The organism is Paenibacillus sp. J22P59 (genome assembly GCF_059383895.1).
In genome coordinates this window covers 223,692-245,818 of sequence record NZ_JBXENX010000007.1, presented here as the reverse complement: position 1 = coordinate 245,818, position 22,127 = coordinate 223,692, and the positions used below count along the sequence as shown (strand labels likewise).

Annotated in this window: 14 protein-coding genes and 1 pseudogene; 6 read left to right on the top strand and 9 right to left on the bottom strand. The window is 45.3% G+C overall.

The window, feature by feature from the left end; all coding sequences use genetic code 11:
• The first annotated feature begins 70 nt into the window (after positions 1-70).
• Both AC50YO_RS14445 and AC50YO_RS14440 read left to right on the top strand, forming a co-directional pair.
• Positions 71-1,888 (top strand): ABC transporter ATP-binding protein, encoded by a 1,818-nt coding sequence (locus AC50YO_RS14445; RefSeq protein ID WP_494847969.1) that lies wholly within the window; start codon positions 71-73, stop codon positions 1,886-1,888.
• Positions 1,854-3,593, top strand: coding sequence for an ABC transporter ATP-binding protein (locus AC50YO_RS14440; protein ID WP_494847967.1), 1,740 nt, complete (start codon positions 1,854-1,856; stop codon positions 3,591-3,593). The genes AC50YO_RS14445 and AC50YO_RS14440 overlap by 35 nt, the downstream gene beginning before the upstream one ends.
• A 129-nt stretch (positions 3,594-3,722) precedes the next feature.
• On the opposite strand, the gene AC50YO_RS14435 is transcribed toward AC50YO_RS14440, so the two are convergent.
• Together AC50YO_RS14435 and AC50YO_RS14430 are read right to left on the bottom strand one after the other, a co-directional pair.
• Positions 3,723-4,472 (bottom strand): class I SAM-dependent methyltransferase, encoded by a 750-nt coding sequence (locus tag AC50YO_RS14435; protein ID WP_494847964.1) that lies wholly within the window; start codon positions 4,470-4,472, stop codon positions 3,723-3,725.
• Positions 4,473-4,490: 18 nt separating this feature from the next.
• The gene (locus tag AC50YO_RS14430; protein ID WP_494847962.1) at positions 4,491-4,787 is read right to left on the bottom strand and encodes an antibiotic biosynthesis monooxygenase family protein; all 297 of its coding nucleotides are present in this window, start codon (positions 4,785-4,787) and stop codon (positions 4,491-4,493) included.
• A 643-nt stretch (positions 4,788-5,430) separates the two neighbouring features.
• Here AC50YO_RS14430 and AC50YO_RS14425 point away from each other — a divergent pair.
• A pseudogene (locus AC50YO_RS14425) lies at positions 5,431-6,692 on the top strand ((Fe-S)-binding protein).
• A gap of 150 nt (positions 6,693-6,842) precedes the next feature.
• Positions 6,843-7,727 carry a DMT family transporter gene (locus AC50YO_RS14420; protein WP_494847957.1) on the top strand — a complete coding sequence of 295 codons (885 nt, stop codon included), beginning with the start codon at positions 6,843-6,845 and terminating at the stop codon, positions 7,725-7,727.
• 97 nt (positions 7,728-7,824) lie between these two features.
• Here the strand turns inward: AC50YO_RS14420 and AC50YO_RS14415 are convergent, their stop codons facing one another.
• The 4 genes from AC50YO_RS14415 to AC50YO_RS14400 all read right to left on the bottom strand — a co-directional run bounded on the left by AC50YO_RS14415 (position 7,825) and on the right by AC50YO_RS14400 (position 12,187).
• Positions 7,825-8,889: an ABC transporter substrate-binding protein gene (locus AC50YO_RS14415; protein WP_494847954.1), complete on the bottom strand. Its 1,065-nt coding sequence runs from the start codon at positions 8,887-8,889 to the stop codon at positions 7,825-7,827.
• A gap of 90 nt (positions 8,890-8,979) precedes the next feature.
• Positions 8,980-9,750, bottom strand: coding sequence for an ABC transporter permease (locus AC50YO_RS14410; protein ID WP_494847953.1), 771 nt, complete (start codon positions 9,748-9,750; stop codon positions 8,980-8,982).
• Complete coding sequence (locus AC50YO_RS14405; protein ID WP_494847951.1) at positions 9,680-10,522, bottom strand: ABC transporter ATP-binding protein; 843 nt, start codon at positions 10,520-10,522, stop codon at positions 9,680-9,682. The genes AC50YO_RS14410 and AC50YO_RS14405 overlap by 71 nt, the downstream gene beginning before the upstream one ends.
• 315 nt (positions 10,523-10,837) lie before the next feature.
• Complete coding sequence (locus tag AC50YO_RS14400) at positions 10,838-12,187, bottom strand: lytic polysaccharide monooxygenase (RefSeq protein WP_494847949.1); 1,350 nt, start codon at positions 12,185-12,187, stop codon at positions 10,838-10,840.
• Positions 12,188-12,774: 587 nt separating this feature from the next.
• Here AC50YO_RS14400 and AC50YO_RS14395 point away from each other — a divergent pair.
• Together AC50YO_RS14395 and AC50YO_RS14390 are read left to right on the top strand one after the other, a co-directional pair.
• The gene (locus tag AC50YO_RS14395; protein WP_494848123.1) at positions 12,775-14,214 is read left to right on the top strand and encodes an MDR family MFS transporter; all 1,440 of its coding nucleotides are present in this window, start codon (positions 12,775-12,777) and stop codon (positions 14,212-14,214) included.
• A gap of 924 nt (positions 14,215-15,138) precedes the next feature.
• Entirely contained in the window at positions 15,139-16,020 is an 882-nt protein-coding gene (locus tag AC50YO_RS14390) for an ROK family protein (RefSeq protein ID WP_494847947.1), read from the top strand.
• An 834-nt stretch (positions 16,021-16,854) separates the two neighbouring features.
• On the opposite strand, the gene AC50YO_RS14385 is transcribed toward AC50YO_RS14390, so the two are convergent.
• From AC50YO_RS14385 to AC50YO_RS14375, 3 genes are all read right to left on the bottom strand, one after another.
• Positions 16,855-18,060, bottom strand: coding sequence for an MFS transporter (locus AC50YO_RS14385; RefSeq protein WP_494847944.1), 1,206 nt, complete (start codon positions 18,058-18,060; stop codon positions 16,855-16,857).
• Positions 18,061-18,110: 50 nt separating this feature from the next.
• On the bottom strand, positions 18,111-19,571 hold the full coding sequence (locus tag AC50YO_RS14380) for an Msr family ABC-F type ribosomal protection protein (RefSeq protein WP_494847943.1): 1,461 nt from the start codon (positions 19,569-19,571) through the stop codon (positions 18,111-18,113).
• Positions 19,572-20,159: 588 nt separating this feature from the next.
• Entirely contained in the window at positions 20,160-21,992 is a 1,833-nt protein-coding gene (locus AC50YO_RS14375; RefSeq protein ID WP_494847942.1) for an adenine deaminase, read from the bottom strand.
• Positions 21,993-22,127 lie beyond the last annotated feature (135 nt).

The following is a 22,127-nucleotide window of genomic DNA, read 5'->3' as shown; positions in this document are numbered from 1 at the left end:
TCTATAGTACTATGGTTCTATTGGATAAATATTCTAATTAATAGTTGCTATTGTAAAAGGGGATGGAAATTTGAAGACCGTAATTTCTCGCAAGATGGAAGCAGCCACTGAGAAAAAAAGTAGCCGTGACATACTCGTATGGATGCTCTCCTACCTTGAACCTTATAAATGGATCTTTTGTATTACGATTCTATTAGGAGCATTAGTGGCACTTGCAGAACTGATCATTCCCAAATTCATTCAATACATACTGGACCATGTTATACCGAATGGACGTACTGCGCAATTATTCGAACTCATCCCGTTGCTGCTAGTGCTTTTAATCGGAATAGTCGTGCTGCAAGCTGTAAATAACCGCGTAGAGCGGGCGATGCAGGAGCGAATCTCTAGAAACATACAATCTACTATTTTTGATCAGATTAGAAGATTAGGCTTTGCTTATTTTGATCAGCATCCTGTGGGAGAGAGCATCAGCCTGATGCAATCAGAGGTAGATACACTGCAAGGGATGTATCGCAGGCTGCTGCCTCGATTGCTTAATAAGAGCTTGTTTGCTGTTGTTTCTATTATTCTGATGCTGTCGATAAGCATTAAGCTCACTTTGGTCATTTTTCCAACCATTATTCTTTATTATTTGGTGGGCCCGGTAATTGAAAGGAAAATTTCATACTACGGGAAGCGTTGGGCAGATGAGCGAATCCGTTTGAATCAAAAGCTTCATGAGACGATATCGGCTCAACTGGAGCTTAAGGCGAATAATGGGGAAGCATGGGATAAGCGAAGGGGCTTAGCCCGATTGAAGCTGCATAATGATATGCTGCTGCGTTCATATAGCTTCATGAATTTGAGAAATGCGGTAAGAATGTTCTTTTATTATGCAGGCGGGCTTGCTGCAATTGTATATGGGGTACAGCTTGCGAATCTGAATGAGTTGACGGTTGGTGCTGTAGCTGCTTTTCTGCTTTATTTTTTTCCTGCGATGCTCTATTTGTCTGCGATGATTTCGATATTGACTGAGGTTAAAGTATTAATTAATCAGATGGCCCGATTGCATGATTTGATGCAGCTTGAGCCCGAGGTGAGCGAACCAGAGCATCCTCAGCAAATAGGTGAAATCATGGGCCAAATAGATCTGGAGGATGTGACCTACGCATATCCGAATGGCACAGCTGTTATTAACAACTTCTCGCTGCAAGTACAGGCGGGGGAAAGAGTGGCTATTATTGGACCTAGCGGGGAAGGGAAGTCTACACTGCTCAAGCTGATTCCGCGCTTCTATGATGTACAAAGCGGCACAATTCGGATTGACGGTGTAGATATACGGAAGCTTTCCTTCGAGACGCTGCGGGAAGCTGTAGGGGTCGTGTTTCAGGAAACATACCTTTTCGGAAATACAGTGAGAGAAAATATTGCATTCGGAGCTCCTTCTGCAACAGAGGAAGAGGTGATCCAAGCAGCTAAGATGGCCTCAGCGCATGAATTCATCAGCCATCTGCCTCAAGGCTATGCCACCTTGGTGGGAGAACGAGGGGTTATTCTATCCGGCGGACAAAAGCAAAGGATTGCTCTCGCTCGCGTCTTCCTCAAGAAGCCTAAGCTATTGCTGCTCGATGAAGCTACTTCTGCGTTAGACAATGAGAACGAGCTGCTCGTTACAGCAGCTCTGCGTACCCATATGAGGCACACGACAACCATAACTGTCGCACATCGAATCTCGACGATTATGGATTATGACAAGATCGTTTATTTGGAAGGCGGCCGGATTGTTGAAGCGGGCACTTATGACGAGTTGATGAGCAAGAACGGAGCTTTCACTCGATTGGTAGCAGGCGAACATAAGGAGGTGAATAAGGATGAAGCAGCTGCGCTGGGTGTGGAAGCATATTAAGCAGCATAAGCTTTTATTAATTCTCGTTATAGGGGTAACCAGCATTCAGATGATCGCTCAATTCATAGGATCTGTACTGCAGCAGCGATTAATTGACGATGTCATATTAGGCAATAATCGTGATCATTATCGAAGCATTCTAATAGGAATGGCTATTTGTTATGTTGTTCATTCTTTATTGATCTTTATTAGTCCTCTCATTTCTTTGAAAAATTACACAGGCATTCGCTTTAAGCTCTCAGAGTGGTTAATGCACTATTTGTTCAAGCTGCCGGTAGCCCGCCTTGTGAAGCTAAGAACGAGTGAGGTGCTTGGGCTTTTTCAATGGCATATTCACTTGGTTTCTTTTGCTTTCTCTGATCGGCTGTGGACCTTCATGCAGCAGGTCATTATCGCAATAGCTTATTCCGGCTTTTTATTCTGGGTTCATCCTATGATGCTTGCTATTTGTATGGGAACCGCATTATTCTATATTTTTCTCGGATGGAAATTTGGGAAGGTGGCCCAAGAAGCATCAGGAAAGTCATGGGATGCCAAGCATAAAATAGGGGTGTATTTGGAGGAAGGCATCTCGGCTACAAGAGAGGTAATTGCTTTTCACCAGGGAGCTTGGGAGAAGCAGCGCTATAACAGCGCTTTCGATGCTTTTTTTCAGCGGGTAATGAATGAAGTTAAACTGCTGAATGTGAGGATGTTTACTACAGAGCCCTTGCAATGGGGAGCGCGGCTGTTCGTTCTATTATTCGGCGGTTATCTGGTCATGGAGCACAATCTATCGGTCGGTACTTATGTCATCGCATACATGTTCTCCACACAATTGCTTAGTACGCTGCAAGCTTTATTCGAGGTCAGCAATGATATTTGGACTCACTTGACTCATGTGGATCGGCTGCGGGATTTTACAGAGGCTGACGTACAGGCTGAGGGAGAAGAAGATCTATGTGGGGAGCTCAGCTATATTTCCTTTGAGGAAGTCAGCTTTCAGTATGAAGGCAATGACCGTGACGTCTTGAAGCAAATCAATCTTGCTATTCCTATTGGACAGACCGTCGCGATCGTAGGCGAAAGCGGCTGCGGGAAATCCACTATAGTGTCTTTGCTTGCGAGATTTTATGATCCTGTTAAAGGCCGCATTCTGGTGAACGGAGCACCCCTGAATCAATTGCACTTATCTCAGTGGAAAGAAAGAATTGCGATTGTGATGCAGGAGCCGTATTTATTTCATGATACATTACGCAATAATTTGCAAATGGGCAATGAGAGCTTCACAGACGAAGAGCTGATGCGAGCATGCCAACTCGCTCAGATTGAGTCGTTTGTTGTTTCTTTGCCAGATGGCTTAGGGACTCGGATTGGAGAGAGAGGCATTACTTTGTCTGGTGGACAAAGGCAGCGAATTGCCATTGCCAGGGCACTTCTTCGCAATCCAGAGCTATTAATTCTAGATGAAGCGACTTCTGCACTTGATCTGGAAACGGAACGCCTTCTTCAGAAAAACCTCAAGAGTGAACGAAGTAATAAAACAACCATCGTCATTGCCCATCGATTATCGACGATACGTGACAGTGATGTAATCGTTGTTCTACATGAAGGAGGAATTGCAGAGATGGGCTCGCATGATTCACTAATGCAACAAGATTCGAAGTATCGTGCGATGGTCATGTATGAAGGGAATAGGAATGAGGCGATGGCTGAAGCAGGCTAGAGAAGATCAAGATCTTGATGGGGCTGGGTCTGCTTAGTGTTTTTATAGGCTTGCTGAACAGACCCAGCAGCTAATCTCGAACAAATAGGTTGAGTATCATTTCCCGGAAAATAAACGAGGTTAATTACTTTACTTCCGGGCAATAATCATGAAGCGTTCAGAATTGGTTTGTATTCCTTTTGGTGTTTGATTATCGGCAATGAATTGTTGGAGAATGTGGAAATCAGTCTCCGTATGACCGAAATCGGGAATAATAGGCGTATGCTTCAACAAGAAGAGCAAATCCTCGGCAGTTTCATAATATTCGGTTGCATTGCATTTCAGAGACTGAACATCAGTAAAGCCGGCCTTATTCAGTTCGGCTATGTACTGGTCTTTCAATGTATCTTCCTTGACATCAAATGCTTGTCCTCTGCCGAAGGCTGCTTTGAGATTGGCTTTATCCTGTTCACCTACTTGCTGTGTTAAGAAAAGGCCGTCCTTGGCGAGTACTCTTGCTACTTCGAGCGCACAGAAGCTGGAATGCCTACAGGAGGCAATGTTGAAGAAGCCGTCAGGGAAATTCAACTGCATGGCATCCATTTGGAAGAAGCGTATATTTGTCTTGTCCGTCTGCTGTAAGTTGTGGTGTGCTTTCTCGATCATAGCAGAGGAAAGGTCGATTCCAACTAACAATAAAGCAGAATCCGTAATCGGTAATAGTGCTTCTCCGCCACCAGTCCCGATATCCAGCAATAGATCAGATTTTTTGCAAGCTCGCGTAACCTCCGTATAAAAATCCCATTGTACGCCCTCAGAAACGAACTTCAATTTACTGAAATCCCATCCATTTGCTTTTCCAACCTTTTCATAAAATGCTTTGTATTCGATTGTATTCATTTGTTCGTTCTCCTTGAGCTAAGATAGTACTACCTGAGTGAAATGCTCGACTGTCGGGAAAGGATCATAAAATGGATGCAATAGTTCTTTCCATTGTTGATATTGCTCGGACTGACGGAAGCCCACAGTATGGTCCTCAAGCGTTTCCCAATTAACGAGCAGAAGATATTTCCCCCTTGCCTCCATACAACGCTGTAATTCATGGCTAATATAACCGTTCATAGACGAAATGATAGAAGAGGCCTGACGGAATGCTTCTTCATATTCTTGCTCCCTGTCTGCTTTAACTTGCAGCATAACTGCTTCTAGAATCATAAATACTAATCCCCTTAATCTTTAGGTTATGAATTTCATCTTAAATTTTACTTATTATACCATGATTATGGTGTAATAGATTGATCTTCTTCTAGTAAGGAAGTAGAAGCTCTGTCCTCACAGAAGCTGGTAAGCTTGGAGTTGAGGATAGGTTACTTATGTACGGGTGAGTTGGAAAACTGACCGTTTGTTGTTGCGGGACCTTCTGCTGCGTTGAACGGATGTTTAGTTATGATGTGCATTACGTGAGGAACTAGGCGGGATTACGAGGAACTAAGATAATGAGTTAGTGCGCTCGGAGTTGAAGGGAAGGTTAGTTGAGTAGAAAAGATCAGCCGCTATGAGGCAAACTCACGAATATATGAGGATAAGCACCTATAATTACGGAGAATAGTGAGGAAAGCTGGGATGTATGAGGTGAGGTTCATACCTCAGGAGGCTGGGCTCCTGAGATATGAGTTTAGCCTCATAGAAGAGTTATAATGCCGGGAGAGCAGTTAGAATGGATGAGGATAACCTCACAGAAAAGTGAGGTTGGTGCGCTCAGAGTTGAAGGGCACGGAAGAAGCCTGATATCGAGCATACGAATCCCTTGTCACGTACATTGCTGGAGAAGTTGGATTATGATCAATTGACGAATTGTATGCGCTGCGGCTTTTGTCTGCCCGCCTGTCCTACCTTTCAGGAAACAGGGGTGAGCCGGAGTCGCCGCGCGGACGAATTGCATTAATGAAGGCTGTCGCAGATGGGGTGATGGAGCCGGATCAGGCTTTTCAAGAGCAGATGAATCATTGCCTCGGCTGTCGTGCCTGTGAGCCTGCTTGTCCTGCTGATGTGAAATATGGACAGTTGATCGAGCAGGCGCGTGATGCAATCGAGGATCATGCCAGCCATCGTGCTCCTGTCAAAGGTCTCCGCAAGCTGTTTTTCGAAGAGGTTTTCCCGCATCGGAGCAGGTTGCAATGGCTCGGCAGGTCTATGCAATTTTATCAGAAATCCGGCCTTCAGCGTTTAACAAGAGGGACCGGCATTATGCGTCTCTTTCCGGCGCATTTGCGTGAGATGGAGCGGATTTTGCCCGAAGCAACAGCTGCAGGAGTGATCGAGCGCTTTGGCAGCTTCTATCCAGCTAAGGGAGAGCCGATTGCAAAGGTAGCCTTGTTCCGAGGATGCATAATGGATGTCATGTTCGCCGGCACAAATGTAAATACGGTCAAGCTATTGTCTGAGGCGGGCTTCGACGTGGTCATCCCGGAAAGTCAGGTTTGCTGCGGTGCTCTCCACGCTCACAGCGGGGAGATGGAGCAAGCTAGAGAACTTGCGAGAACCAATGTCGAGGCGTTCAAAGCCTCTGGAGTAGATTATATTGTCTCAAATGCGGGAGGCTGCGGCGCTCTGCTGGTGGAATATGATCATTTGCTTCATGAGGATGAACAATGGCAAGAGGATTCCGTCTGGTTCGCGAAGCGGGTTATCGATATTAGCCAGCTTGTTCTAGAGAAAGGCAGAGTTCCTCAATTCTCTGCGTCCGTCACGGAAATGGGACATCCCTTCGAGTCCACAACGATTACTTATCAAGACTCCTGCCATCTTCGCAATGTGATGAAGAGCGCGTCAGCCCCAAGGCAATTAATGAAGCAGATTGCAGGTGTGAAATTCGTAGAGATGCAGGAACCAGACCGCTGCTGCGGATCAGCAGGCATTTATAATGTGACTCAGCCTGAGATGGCTGGGCAATTGCTTGAGCATAAGATGGAGCATGCCAACCGGACTAATGCACGTTACTTATTAACAAGCAATCCCGGTTGCCTTCTCCAGATGAAGCTTGGCATCGACAAGCATGGCAAGACGGATGAAATGGAAGCTGTGCATATTGTTGATTTTTTGTATGAACGCTTGGAATAAGGGAATAACCATTAATAGGAGAAACAAGCTGCCACTACATGGATTTCGACATGATTGGCGGCTTTTTTTGATGGAAAATCTATTATTTGCGTCTTAATCCTTTATAATAGAATTCATCATCCAGTAGCAGACATAAGGAGATTGTGGGATATGCATAAGTTATCAAAAAAGCAAACGATTGTATTCATTACTTTTCTGGTTCTCGTCTGGGGAATTAATTTCCCATTATCTAAATTTGCTCTATCTTATATTCCACCGGTTCTCTTCTCAGGATTACGGACCTTGATTGGCGGCTTGCTGCTGCTGATGGTGGCGATTCCGAGATTAAATCGGTTAAATTTCAGAAATACATGGCCAATTTATATGTTCTCTGCTTTGTTCAATGTCATTCTCTATTACAGCCTTCAGACGATTGGGCTGAATTACTTGCCTTCCGGGCTGTTCTCTGCCATTGTATACCTGCAACCTGTGCTAGTAGGGATTTTCTCATGGCTGTGGCTGGGAGAAGCGATGAATGGGCTGAAGATTACAGGGCTTGTTCTAGGGTTCGCCGGCGTTGCCATCATATCAAGCGGTGCAGGCGGCTTATCTGGACATATTTCAGTAACAGGGATCTTGCTCGCTCTAGGCTCTGGACTTACCTGGGCATTAGGTACGGTTTATGTTAAAAAAAATGGTCCAAGAGTCGATCCAATCTGGCTCGTTACGAATCAACTACTAATAGGCGGAGTGGTTATGACAGTGCTGGGCTCTAGCATGGAGAGCTGGTCGGACGTGGAATGGTCTCCGCTGTTTGTAATCTGCTTATTGTTCATATCGATATTCGTTATTGCGATTGGTTGGTTAGTCTTCTATAAGCTGATCGATTCCGGCGAAGCGAGCAAGGTGGCATCCTATACGTTTCTTATTCCATTGGTTGCGATTCTGGCGGGTACTATATTCCTGAATGAGCCGTTTACCGTCTCACTATTGATAGGCCTTGTGTTTATCTTGCTGAGCATTTACTTTGTGAATCGAAAAGTTCGATTGAAATAATGACAGACAGGGAAGCCATTGCTTTTTAGCGAACGTGAAAAAAGAGAGCTCCTCATCCGATTGGAATGAGGAGCTCTCTTTTTATGCAGGGTAATGATTATTTCTCACTTTGTACTTCTTCTAACAGGGAAGTATCAACAAATTTGCTCAAATCCAGCGTGTCTACAGTGATGTCTTTAATGTAGCCAGCTTCAATGGATACCTTCGCCATTTCTTCAATTGCAGCGAGGCTAACGTCAGGCGTTAATTTCATGTGGGAGAGCGCTGCCTTGATCAATTCAACATCAAGTCCTTTGCCGCTAAGCTCGCTTAGACGCTTGTTGATCAGCTCATAAGCTTGATCCGGGTTGGCTCCGATGAAGTCGATCGCTTCGATATTCGCTTTTACTGCTGCTTTTGCCAAATCTCTATGCTCGCTGATGAACTTATCGCTAGCAACGAGAATAACTAATGGGTAGTCACCGTTGTTTGGCGGGATTTGATCCCAAGGAACGATTACACTACCGATGCCCTCTTGCTCGATTTGTGTGCCCCAAGGCTCAGGAATCAGCGTTGCATGTACTTCGTTCTGGCGAAGCGCTACGAGTGTATCTGATGGTGCACGAGCAACAATCTGTGCACCGGACTTATCTGTTGTAACCTTTACGCCTTCCTGCTCAAGCAGCAGTCGCAGTGAAATTTCATTCGTGCTTCCTTTTGTCGGAATGGCGATCGTCTTGCCGACTAGGTCTTTCACTGTTTTTACTCCGGAATCTTTACCTGCTACAAGAACTGCGCCGCCGTTGTCTGCACCAGAGATAACGCGGAAGTTATTGCTTTTCAGGAATTGGTTCGTGGAAGGTCCAGGTCCTGTATAACCGAAGTCGATCTGCCCAGTTGCCAGAGCTGTGGAGAAGTCAGAGCCATTATCGAAGGCTTGTACTTCAATCTTCACATGATCACCAAAGTTTTTTTGGAAATAGCCGTTCTCCAAGGCAATATAACCTGCAGCGTGCGTGACATTTTTGAATATGCCAATCTTCACGGTAACTGGTTTTTGTGATTCGCCATCTGTAGCACTCGGCTGTTTGTTAGTATTGTTCGGTGATGCTTCGTTAGCACCGCATGCTGCTAATAGTAGAACGAAAATCAATGAAAGAATAAGACCCGCTGTTTTTTTCATTTTCTCGCCAACCCTCTCCGCATTGCTTTTTTATAGTTTTGTATTATACCAACTAATTATATCGGAATTAATTCATTTGTAAATAACTTTTTATTTGGTACTGTTATCGAGCCCATATCGAATGAGCAGCTTGTCTTCCAGACGGCGGAAGCAGAAGTGATCTGAGATGGTGCCGAGTACAGCGATAATGATAACGACGTTCAGCATCAGAGCCGTATCGCCGAGTCCTCTGCCATCCTGCAGCAACTGCCCAAGACCAGCGCCATTGGCGATTAATTCGCCAGCAACGAGTGCGCGCCAAGCGAATGCCCATGCCACGCGAATCCCCGTCATTATATGTGGGAAGGCCCCGGGAATTAGCACTTGGACGAACAGCTTCCAGCCGCTTCCTGTCCCCAGTGTCTGTGCCGCGCGAATATAGATTGGCGAAATATTTTTTATGCCGGTTCGCGTAGCGAGCGACATCGTCCAAGTCGCTCCTAATGTGGTTATAAAAATAACCGACGTGTCATTGAAGCCGAACCAAATAATAGCGAAGGGCAGCCATGCGATACTGGGTACAGTCTGCAAGGCAATGACTACGAAGCCTAACGTATCATCGACCAGCTTCGATTTGGCGAACAGCAGCCCAAGCAGCATGCCGATCGTTAGGGATAGGGCAAAGGCGATAAGCAGTCTGCGCAGGGAGTTAACAATCGCTTCAAGCAGCTGCCCATGTGCGAATCCATCGTAAAAGGATTGTGCTGTCTGGAATAGGGAAGGGAACTTCCATTCCTCCCAGCCAATCAGTCTATATGCCGCTTCCCATGTTACCAAAAGTATGATCAGAAAGACCGTTTTTCTTAAGGCTGTACGTGTCATCGCCCATTTCCTCCTTTACGACTTTCTCTAGCTCGTCTGCCAAGCATTCCATAATAGAGCGCTCCACATGATGCAGCACGGAATCCGAACCATCCCGAGGTCTTGCGGCTCGTACGACGAATTCTTTCTTAATCTTGCCCGGCCTTGTCGACATGACCAATACGCGATCAGATAGCATAACCGCCTCGCGGATATTATGGGTAATGAACAGCACCGTCTTGCCTGTGCGCATCCAGATTTCTTCTAATTCTTGATGAAGCACCAGTCTCGTCTGCTCATCGAGTGCAGCAAAAGGCTCATCCATCAATAAAATTTGCGGGTCCATCACAAGTGCACGCGCGATAGCGGCCCTTTGCTTCATTCCACCTGAGAGCTCATGCGGATAGCGGTCCGCGAATTTACTTAAGTGGACTGCACGAATTTGCTCCAGCGCAATCGCGGTTCTTTCTTTTTTGGACATGCCCTTCTGCTTCAAGCCAAAAGCGACATTCTCAAGAACAGTCAGCCATGGGAATAGCCCATGCTCCTGAAATACAACGACACGGTCAGGTCCCGGCTCCTTAACATTGCTGCCATTAACCTTGATCGTTCCTTGGGAGCTTTTGTCAAACCCGGCGATTAAGTTCAAAACTGTTGATTTGCCGCAGCCGGATGGTCCGAGCAAGGAGACGAACTCGCCTTCTTTTATCGTGAATGTGACGTCGTCCAAAGCATGGAAAAGGTTGCCGTCACGTTGGTGAAACGTTTTATTAACCTTATCGATTTCGATCATAACGTTCTGTTCCCCCATTTTTGTTTAGTGGCCAGTGAGTAAGAAGATACACAATCTATTTATATAGGATTAATACGAATTGTCAATAGAAAATCGCTTTTGATTGTAAAATAACTGTAATTATACCAGTTTTAATTTCACCTATGTACTTGGGCGATATTCAAGAAATGCTATTTACTTAATTAAAAAAGCTGGACTGATGAATTGCTTCATCTATATAGATGAAGTGAATGATTGCTTCGGCGGCTGGAAATAGTAAAAAGAGCAGAGAGGGCTGGTTAGCCCCTCCTGCTCTTTTTACTAGATATGCTGCATTTACGGCTTTAACAACCATAATGCAGGAACGCTAGTTGGCTCCCAGCCAACCAGTGCTGTGTGTGGCTGCCGAGCTTCATAAGTTTGCCCGTTATAGGTGACAAGAGAGCCCGTTGCGTAAGTTGTCCCTACTGTCCAAGGTAAGATTGCCGGAGGACTGGAGGTTGTGACACTTATTGTGCTGTCTGTCGATACATTGCCTGCTGCATCAAGAGCACGAACAGCAAAGGTATACGAAGTATTAGCGGTCAACCCTGATACTGTATAAGTCAAGGTTGCTGCATTCGTGGTTCCTACAAGTGTTGTGCCATTATAAATGTTATAGCTAGCCACGCTAACATTATCGGTCGAAGCATTCCAAGTCAGCTTGGCAGACGTAGAAGTGATAGCCGAGGAGGCAAGGTTAGACGGTGCTGTCGGTGCCGTATTATCAACTGGCTGCGGTTGTGTAGTGAAGGTAACGGCATTGCTTGCAGCTGAATGATTGCCTGCAGCATCGTAGGCTTTAACCGTATAGGAATAAGTAGTATTGCCCGTTAAGCCTGTAAGATTGTAAGACAGGGTAGATCCATTAGCAATGGTAGCAACCAAAGTGGAGCTGTTATAGATTTTGTAGCCTGCAACCGCTACGTTATCCGTTGCTGCACTCCAAGAAAGGGCAGCACTTGTAATAGCTACGTTCGAGAAGGCCAAATTGGCAGGTGCAGTTGGGGCAACCGTATCAGCAGGAGCTCCGCCGCCGAAATCCACGTCGATGACGTTATAGAAGGCATTAGCTGTATCTGCGATTTCCCATACCGCTAGGATGACTTGATAACCAGTGCGGCTAGGCACGGTGCAAGTATCCGAGTAAGAGTGAGGAGGCTGCTTGCCTTTGTAATTAACGTTGCAGAAGGGCGTAAGGTCCAGTTGATCGCGGCTAATAGGCTGGTTAGGGTCCCAATTTTGCTTCGTGATGTAATATTTCCAGCTCGTAGTGGCATGATTAGCCTCGATTGTCCAATGGAATGTGGTAGATCCAGCTGCAATAGGTACCTTAGTCCAGCGAGCTGCGGTTTGCTGATCCAATTGAGGGAAAATCCCGGAAGCGCTTGCTATTTTTCCATCTGCCGGACCTGCGGCCGGGAATCCTTTGTGGGCTTCCAAGCTTTGCGGTTCATAAATAATAGCCCCGCAGTTTTTATTAACACCGCTTGCGCAATAGTCAGCCCGGCTATGCGGAGAGTCAATATAACCATGCGCTGAGGCTTTTCCAGTGAAAACCATTGAGGCCATAATAATAAGAAGAAGAGCGCCACTTGCAATCAACAGCCTTAACATAAGCGAATTAGATAAACGATTGTACGTCAAAATTATTTTCCTCCTTTTAGTGTGGAACTAATTTTCAATGCAATCCTGCTAAAGCTATGGTATAGGTTGTTGATCAACTCCTCCCGCATGTACAATTCTCGCGGCCGCGTAAGGCCCTCGAGCAGCAGTGGCGGCATCCTCCTCCTTGTAGGGATGGCGTATATATAAACTCATATGGAGCCTATACCAAAGGGCAGTTGAAAAAAGGGCAAAGCTAAGAAACCAGTCTCTGCTTCAGATTTTTAACTGGCGGCAATAGTAAGTTTGATAATCGAAGATTGAAAATTCGGCGTATCTAGTTGGTACAATCGTTTGGAAGTAAGACAGGTTGAAAAAATTAGGCTGGAGTAAAATCTGAGGATCGCAGGAATGAATAAGTAAGTGGAGGTATCATCTGTAATTCAATTGGATTATACATCTATCTTTGGGATTTCTCAACAAGTATTTTAGAACTAAAGTAATTTTGTTTTGTAATGATAATTACAAATTTTATTTGCAAGGAATTCATTTGAAAACGGCATGAATAATGTACTATAATTACCTCTAGTAGAGTTGAGGAGGAAATTATTGTGAATACCGCAAGTGCTATGAAAGCTCCGGATGCGCCGGACTTGGGGAATGTAAAGAGGCTGCCAATACTAATATCACTTATTATCGGGGCATTTTTCTCGATTTTGAATGAAACGCTATTGAATATCGCCTTTCCTGAATTAATGATTGAGCTTAAAGTGTCGGCACCAACGCTTCAATGGCTGGCAACGGGCTATATGCTCGTAGTCGGCGTACTAGTCCCGGCCTCTGCATTGCTTGTGCAATGGTTCACAACAAGGCAAATGTTTTTGGGGGCTATGACCCTATTTTCTCTGGGAACACTGGTATGTGGTATTGCTCCAGAGTTTTCTGTTCTTCTGATCGGTCGTCTGCTGCAAGCAGGAGGAACAGGTCTCATGCTTCCCGTTCTTATGAATACGATTCTTGCTTTGTATCCTCCTGAGAAGCGTGGAGCGGCAATGGGTAGTATTGGTCTTGTTATTATGTTCGCTCCAGCGATTGGTCCTACGCTGTCTGGACTTATTCTGGAATCATTCGAATGGCGCTGGTTGTTCTATATGGTTCTGCCATTCGCGGTTTTCTCCATTATATTTGCCTTCGTATTTTTGAAGAATGTATCGACGCCAACAAAGCCTAAGGTAGACGTATTGTCGCTTATTTTGTCCACGATCGGTTTTGGCGGCATTGTGTATGGATTTAGTATGTCTGGAGAGGGCCATGGCGGTTGGTCAAGCCCAGAGGTATATGGAACTGTCATCGTTGGCGGAGTAGCGCTTCTGCTATTCGTGCTAAGACAGTTGTCAGTCAAAGAGCCTTTAATGGATCTGCGAGCTTTCCGTTATCCGATGTTTACTTTGACAGCGATCTTGCTCATTATTATGATGATGACTTTGTTCTCTACGATGTCATTGCTTCCATTCCTGTTCCAAGGCGCACTCTTGTTGTCTGTATTTACATCAGGATTGATTATGCTTCCGGGAAGTTTATTGAATGGTCTGATCTCACCGCTTACAGGCAAGCTGTTTGATAAATTTGGGCCAAGGGCGCTTGTTATTCCAGGAACAGCTCTTCTGGTTATTATTATGTGGTTCTTTACTCAAGTATCTATAGACACGTCGAAGACGACGTATGTCTGGCTGCATATTAGTATGATGGTTGCGATCTCGATGATTATGATGCCGGCTCAGACCAATGGCTTGAATCAACTCCCAAGCCGCTTTTATCCACATGGTACAGCGATTCTTAATACGCTGCAGCAAGTGGCAGGAGCAATTGGGGTTGCTCTATTCATCGGTGTGATGACATCGGGTCAACGCCGTTTCCTCACCGATTCAGCTGACCCGACTGCGCCTGCCCAACAGGCTGAAGCAATGGTCGCTGGTGTGCATGATGCATTTATGATCGGCTTTGGCTTTGCCGTTGCTGCATTAATTCTAGCTCTGTTCGTGAAGCGTACGGTATCGCCTAAGTCATAATGCTAGGGTCTTTTGAGCCATGAGGCATTATCAAAAGTAAGTTTTACAAAGGGATGGATCAGGTGATTTCTGATTCATCCCTTTTTATTTTGATTGATCGCTGCTTTGTTAAGCGGTTGGAGGAACAAGCGAAAGCTTTTGAATGGCTTGCTTGGGCAAGCCGTGAAAGGGAAACGGGAGGAACCCGGAACCCCGAACCCCGAACCCGGAACCCCGAACCCGGAACCCGGAACCCGGACCTCCGAACCTTATCGTAAACTACTGAGTTTCCAGAGTTCTCAATTGGTTACTAGCTGACAGTAGCAATATATTATCTATTGCCAGACAGACGGATGATGTTCACTCACCTGTAAAGGAAAGTTTCTCATTGTACCTCCTACACAATCACTTACTATTTACTCAACTAACCTGTCCATCCTTGCGAGCGCACCATCAGCCTCACTCTTCTGTGAGGCTATCCTCATACATATAACCTGCTGACGCAGCACGAAAAGCATAGTATGAGGCTAGCCTCATACTTCAAGAGCCTAGCCTCCTGAGATATGAGGTTTACCTCATATCTGATTATTTTCGTCGTTATTCGTCTCAATTATAGGTGATTATCCTCATACATATGTGATTTTGCCTCATAGCGGCAGCTCCTAAGCTCAAGCTATTCTTAGTTTGTCGTAGTACCTCGTAGTACTCGTAGTACCTCACATACTCAACCATCAGCAGATTACTTACGTGCCCAATAGCCAGCATATCGAGGGTACTCAACAGGGTAAATCTGAGCTTATGAATCTCCATAACGATCTTTTTAAAGTCATACGAATTATGATATATTCTGTTTATCGTAAACTGGATGGCATCAGTCTATTATGATCGGCATTGGCATGATCTTAGTACCAGCATCAAGGAATGACAAAAGGGGAGGGACTTATGATGTATATAGGAGCTATTGAAGCAGGAGGAACAAAAATTATATGTGGCATCGGCAATGAGCATGGTGTGGTGGAAGAGAGAATCAGCTTTCCAACGGGTGATCCTGAGCAGACGATAGGGAAGATTATTCAATATTTTCAGGATAAGAGCGTCGCGGCTATAGGGCTGGGATCATTTGGCCCGCTCAATATTGATCCGAAGAGTCCTTTATACGGGTATGTGACGACTACGCCAAAGCCGGGATGGTCGAATTATAACTTTTTGGGTGCTTTGCAGGAGCAATTCGATATCCCTTTCGGCTTTGATACGGATGTTAATGCGGCAGCTCTGGCTGAGGCGACGTGGGGAAGTGCCAAAGGATTAGATAGCTGTGTCTATTATACGGTTGGAACGGGTATTGGTTTAGGGGCGATCGCCGAAGGAAAGCTTGTTCATGGTCTCATGCATCCTGAGGGAGGACATGTGCTTGTGAAGCGTCATATAGATGATAATTTCGCGGGATGCTGCCCTTTTCACGGAGATTGTCTGGAAGGTATGGCATCGGGTCCCGCAATCGAAAAAAGGTGGAATGAAAAGGGCAACGAGCTGAAGGCGAATCACCCAGCTTGGGAAATCGAAGCACACTATATCGGGCAAGCTCTTACGAACACCATATTGATGCTTATGCCTAAGAAGATCATTCTAGGTGGAGGGGTCATGCATCAGAAGCAATTATTCCCTCTAATCCATAGAGTTGTTCGGAACAATCTTAATCATTATATACAGTTAGCGGAGCTGGCTGATGGAATAGAATCTTATATTGTACCGCCCGGACTTGGAGATAATGCAGGTTTATGCGGCGGATTGGCTCTTGGTTTGGAGGCATTGAGAAAGAGTAGTTGAATAAGCAGGGTAGTAGCGAAGTAATCTCCAAGTACATTCCTTGAATTGTGCTTGGAGATTTTTATTTAGAGGCAATTTCACAAAATTTCTATAGAGCAGTAATTTACTATTAGGAATTTGTAAAAGTATATTTTCAAGTTTTTCGATAAGGGTTTTTCGAAGGTTTACAGGGTTAAGGGTAATTGTATCTTTAGTTCAGCGGAAATCCATCTAATTGAAGTAGTCATAATTATTATTATTCCAAGAATAGCAGTCATGGTAAGTAGTATATTAAGAGCCATCTTATCAGTATTAACTGATTTAAGCAAAGCTACAGAACACCAACTCCATCCTTGAAGCCAACAGCCATTCGTTGTCATTCTGGGGTGATTTATATTTCAAGAGCCGGTGAATTTGGTCAATGTACGATGAATGTTCAGAGATCCAGAACTGATTAGCAGTTGCCCTAGAAAGCAGGTAGTAGTAGCTGTCACCAGGGAGAAAGCAGATGAATAAATTTTTTAAATATATGTGCAAGGAATTTTGCTGTGATTGGAGAAATACCAGCGTTTCAAACGTATGGAATAAAGCTACATTTATCATGTTGGGTTGTTTACGTTAATGGCCCAAGACAGAGCTAGGCTGCCGACATTGATCGGCAGCCTAGTCTTAGTTGGAGATTGAACTATCGTTACCCGTTAGAGCTCAACAAATTGATTCTAGTAATACAAATAAGTAGCCGCCCTTCAATTAACTAGCATCTTGTTCTATCTACGGGTCGCAGTGTTTGGGGAAAACAACCTGCCCACGCCCTGCATATTTCGAAAAACACTCATTCGAACACTGACCGATGTGTTACTTTTCTTTACCTTTACCATGAAACCTGACAAATATAAAAACTCCGATCAAGGCTACGACAATCCCAGACCAGAAAAACCAAACTTGAACTCCGAATCGGTCGGTAACCGGTCCCGCCAAAGCGAGCCCGATCGGGGAAGACAATAGTCCAATGCTCGTGACAAATGAAAGCACACGCCCCAATATTTCAGGCGCGTAGGACTTCTGAATCATCGCCATGTAAGGACCGTTGAACAAAGGCGCCGCCGCACCCATAAGGAAGGATAGGACGATGAAAGCAAGGAACGCATCGCTCCCTACTACCCCGCTCAGGACGCAGGCCAACCCAATCGCAACCAAGCTCAGGCTCATATAAGTGGAATCCTTCCACTTAGAAGCAAGAACCGACAACAGTGCGCCACCAAGGATCATGCCAATTCCGAATACTGCCTCGATCAGGCTAGCGCTATAACCCCCGCGGCCGAAATGAGACAGTGTCATCAGGGGAAACAGCATCGCCAGAGGCACAAAAACAACGCTAAAGATCGCCATTGCGATTGTAATCGTGATAATGGACTTTTCAGAAAGGAACGCTTTCCAACCGAGAGTAAACTCCCTATGGAACGAAGACGTTGGTATGATCTCCGGCTTCGGTTGATGAATATTGACCAATAGAAGCATGAGATTAGCGATTAATGCACCAACCACATCCAAGAGCAATACCGTTCCTAGTGAAGTAGCCGAGTATACCGCTACTCCAAGCGCTGGTCCGAGTACGCTAGATGCGGAGAACACTAACTGATTCCAGCCAGCCACCCTGGTTAATTGTTCTTCCGGCGCGATAAGAGGGATCGCGGCTTGGAACGACGGGGCATGGAAGGACGAAGCTATCGATCGAATAAATAGTATTGCATACACGACCCATAAACTTGGTTCGCCCCATAAGTAATAGGCGCCTAAAACCAAACTGGAAAACGCAATGACGCTGTCAGAAACGATCATTGTAAGCTTACGATTCCATCGGTCAAGCCAGACGCCAATGAATGGGCCTAATAGCGCTTGCGGTAGAAACCCGGAAAGACCTGCAATCATCAGCACGGTAGCCGACCCCGTCGTCTCAGTCAAATACCAGATGATTGAAAACTGAACCATAGAAGATGTTAGAATCGAAAAAATTTGCCCGCTGAAGATTAATGCGAACGTTTTTTTCCATTGCATATACATGAAGTTCTGTACCCCCTAATTTCGTTCTTTCAGATCGTCTTACTTATACATTACTTCAATCGTACAAGCCGGCGATCACTCACCTTATATACCTGATCGGCGACACCCCCGAGCAGACGGGTATCGTGTGATATAAATACGATGGTGCCTTGGTAATTTCGCATCATGGTCTCAAGTGCCTCCACGGTGGGAATATCCCAAAAGTTACTCGGTTCGTCCATAAGCAGGATGTTGTAGCGTCCAAGCAACAATTTGGATAAATGGAGCTTTATGATTTCACCGCCGCTTAATACGGATAGCTCTTTGCGAATATCCTGGTGTGTGAACCCCATGGATGCGAGTACCGCCCGAATGTCCAAAACCTGATATTCACAGTTTTCCTGCATGAATGTCATTACGTTCTGATTCCGATCGAACTTGTAACCGGTTTGGACAAAATAGCCGATTTCCGCTTTGGACGATAACTTGATACCGCTCTCCCTATCGCGAATCATATTGAACAAAGTAGTCTTTCCGGCCCCATTAGCGCCTGTTATTGCAATTTTGCCCCCGAGCGGGAACTGGAAGGACACATTGTCGAATATCACCTTGTCTCCGAACCGTTTACTGATTTCGTTTCCCACAACCGGAAATGGATTGTGCAATTCAAGCGCTTTGCTCTGTCGGAATTGAACTTTTCGTATGGTTTCAGGCGTAGTGACTTCGCCAAGCGCTTCGATTCGCCGTTCCATATTTTTGGCTGCGTTATGAAGTTTCTGCTGCTTGCTGCCTTGGGATTTCTGATGGCCGAGGCGTCCGCCACTATCCGTCCTGTTTTTTCTGTCTGTTTCTTTTGCCTTTTGATCAAGCTTTCTGGCCTGACTTTTCTTTTCCTCAATAGCCCGTTCTAGCCGTTCACGTTCCACTACATATTGTTTATATTCGGCAGCCTGGCTTTTTCGTTCTTCTTCTTTCTGGGCCAAATAGTCGGTATAATCACCCCAATATTCGGTGATCTTCCCTTCTTTAATCTCCCAAATACTATCTATGACCTGGTCTAGGAAATAACGGTCATGACTAATAATGAGCAACGCCCCCGAATAATGTTTAAGTCGGTTTACAAGGATGTCGATACCTTCACGATCCAGTTGGGATGTCGGTTCGTCTGCAAAAATGCCATGCACCTCTCCCGACAGTGCCTGTGCAATTTTTAACCGCGTCTCTTCCCCGCCGCTCATTGTCTCCACATGTACCTGACTGACGCCTAACTGGCTTGCTATAGCTTGATTCTGTTCATGTTGGGTAACCGCCTCTTCCAATTGGAGAATATAGGTGAACGTCCCCTTCCTTGCAATCTTGCCATGCTGCAAAGGGATTTTACCTAGTAACGCTTTGAGCAACGTACTTTTTCCAGCTCCGTTGGCGCCAACCAGACCAATTCGATCAAACTCATACAACTCCAACTGCTCGATATCAAGCACGCCGCGTCCCAAAAATTCCACATAAATATCCTTCGCTTTTATCAATAACATACTTAATCCTCCTTCGAAAATCGCAGTTTCCGTTTTTTCGTTCGCAGGCTGACCCGCGATTTACTTAGAGAGGATTAAATAAAGAAGTACAAATGTATGCCTCGCATCGTTACGACTCCTTCTATAGTTGGATTCAAAGCAATAAAAAAAACAGACCCAAGTCCGCATAGGGGCTTGGGTCTGCTTGAATTACACAATTGGACAGAGCGAAACAAGGCACAGTAAAAAAGGCCGTAGAGATCGCAATCGATGTCCTCATACGTAAAGATAAGCAACTCAAAAAAGCCCACATTGGTGGAAATAAGCTTTTTATCGTGTACTTACCAAATACGTGGAATCATAGATCGCAATCCTCCTCAAATTTTATAGTCGAACTTTAACATCGAATACTACAAATGTCAATATTCGTATCCCATTAAAATGATCACCCAGTTTCTACTAATAATTCGCAATCACCAGATCATTATACCTAATATAGAAATAAGTGCATGAAAATTTTATAAACTCATTGTTTTTCAAAAATAAAAAGCTATCCTCCAAGCGTTCATACTGAACGACTTGTGGGATAGCTTTTTTACATACAATCGGTTAAGCTTCTCCGTCAACGAATAAGGATACTTTCTCGAAGCCAGATTCAGAGACACGAATTAAGCCAGTGTCGGAGATATGAAGAGTTGGAATGACTACTAGAGCGAGCAGTGATAGCGTCATGAACGCATAATTCATTGTACAGCCTGCTTGTACTAGGGCATTGCTGATGGCTTTGGACTGCTTAACGACGGTCTCATAAGGCGCTGTTGACATGAGGCCAGCAAGGCGAAGCGGCAGTTCTACGATCTCGTTGTTGTTCGTTACAACTGCAATGCCGCCTTGCATGCGAATGACCGAATTAGCCGCTTGAGCCATTAATGCGTCATCGTTGCCGATAATGAGCACATTGTGGCTGTCATGGGCAACAGTCATTGCAATGGCTGCTGGTTGATTGAACCCTACGTTGTCAACAAGAGCGATTGCCGAGCCGCCGGTTTTGCCATGACGCTCGAACACGGCCATTTTACATAAGCCGCTCTCAACAGTAACATCGAGCTTGCCATTCTTAACGGCTACGTCTACGAATAATTCTTCCGTCTCAACGTGATTCTCGATTACTTTGGCTACACGGGACTTGATCACCCCTGATTGAACCGGCGTGGCAATTTCGAAGTCGGCAGGCGCAAGCTCTTTGGTGATCTTAACCGAGTTAATCGCATATTCGGGATAATCGAATGGCTTCAGCTCAATGGTCATGGCACCGTTCTCCGCAACGACTTCACCGCGGGCAATCGTCATAACGACATTTACATCAGCAAGATTGCCATCCAGCAAAATAATGTCTGCAATCATTCCCGGTGTTACTGAGCCTACGTCTCTTGCTACACCGAAACGTTCTGCTGTATTCACGGTTGCCATTTGGAAGGCAGTTACAGGCTTCACGCCTTGCTGAATCGCATGTCTGACGATAAAATTCATATGGCCTTCTTCTTCCAAAGAATCGCAGATCCGGTCATCCGAGACGAGAATCATTCGGCGCGAGTCAATGCCAAGCTCTGTATGGGCTTTGATCGTCTCCGCCACGTCATGCCACGCAGATCCACGGCGCATTTTGGCGTACATTCCCAATCTTACGCGGTTGACAACATCCTCCTTGGTTACACACTCATGGTCGCCAGAGACGCCAGCTGCAATATAAGCAGATAGTCTTGGTGTATTAGAAGGCCAAGTATAGTGACCGTCAACGACTTTGCCTGCACGCAGTGTCGCTTGAATCTCACCGATCATCTTCTCATCGCCGAATACGACACCCGGGAAGTTCATAACCTCACCCAAGGCAATCATATCAGGACCCCAGCTTAAAGCTTCTGCTACTTCCTCTGGTCCGAACTCCGCTCCCGAAGTTTCAAATTCCGGATTCGTTGACGGTACGCAAGAGGCTACTTGCATATAAGCGGCCATCGGTGTTTGCCGCGCTTCATCGAGCATGATACGAAGACCAGGCAGCCCGAGTACATTGGAGATTTCATGAGGATCGAAGAATCCGCCAGTCGTACCAAGCGGAAGAACAGCATTGGCGAATTGTGTAACAGACAGCATACTGCTCTCAATGTGACAATGACCGTCAAGCAGACCCGGAGCAATATATTTGCCTCCAGCATCAATAACTTTGGTATCATCCCCGATCATTCCATCTACATACGGACCTACATAGGCAATTCGGGTACCGACTACGGCAACCGATATATCAGGCAAGATTTCGCCAGAAATTACGTTAACTAAAGTACCATTGCGGATAAATAAAGAAGCCTTTTGTTCCCCTTTTGCGAATGCAACCAGGTCAGGAATACAATCTGCCAGCTGCGGTCTTGCAAATTTTACATGAGTCATTCCTATATTCCACCTCTCCCAAACAATTAAATTATATCTTACACTTGCCCTCTGAAATAAGCCAGTTTACTTCTTCCAATTGCAGGGTGTAAAAGGGTATGCCCTGTATCTTTATTATTCCCGTATGCACATACT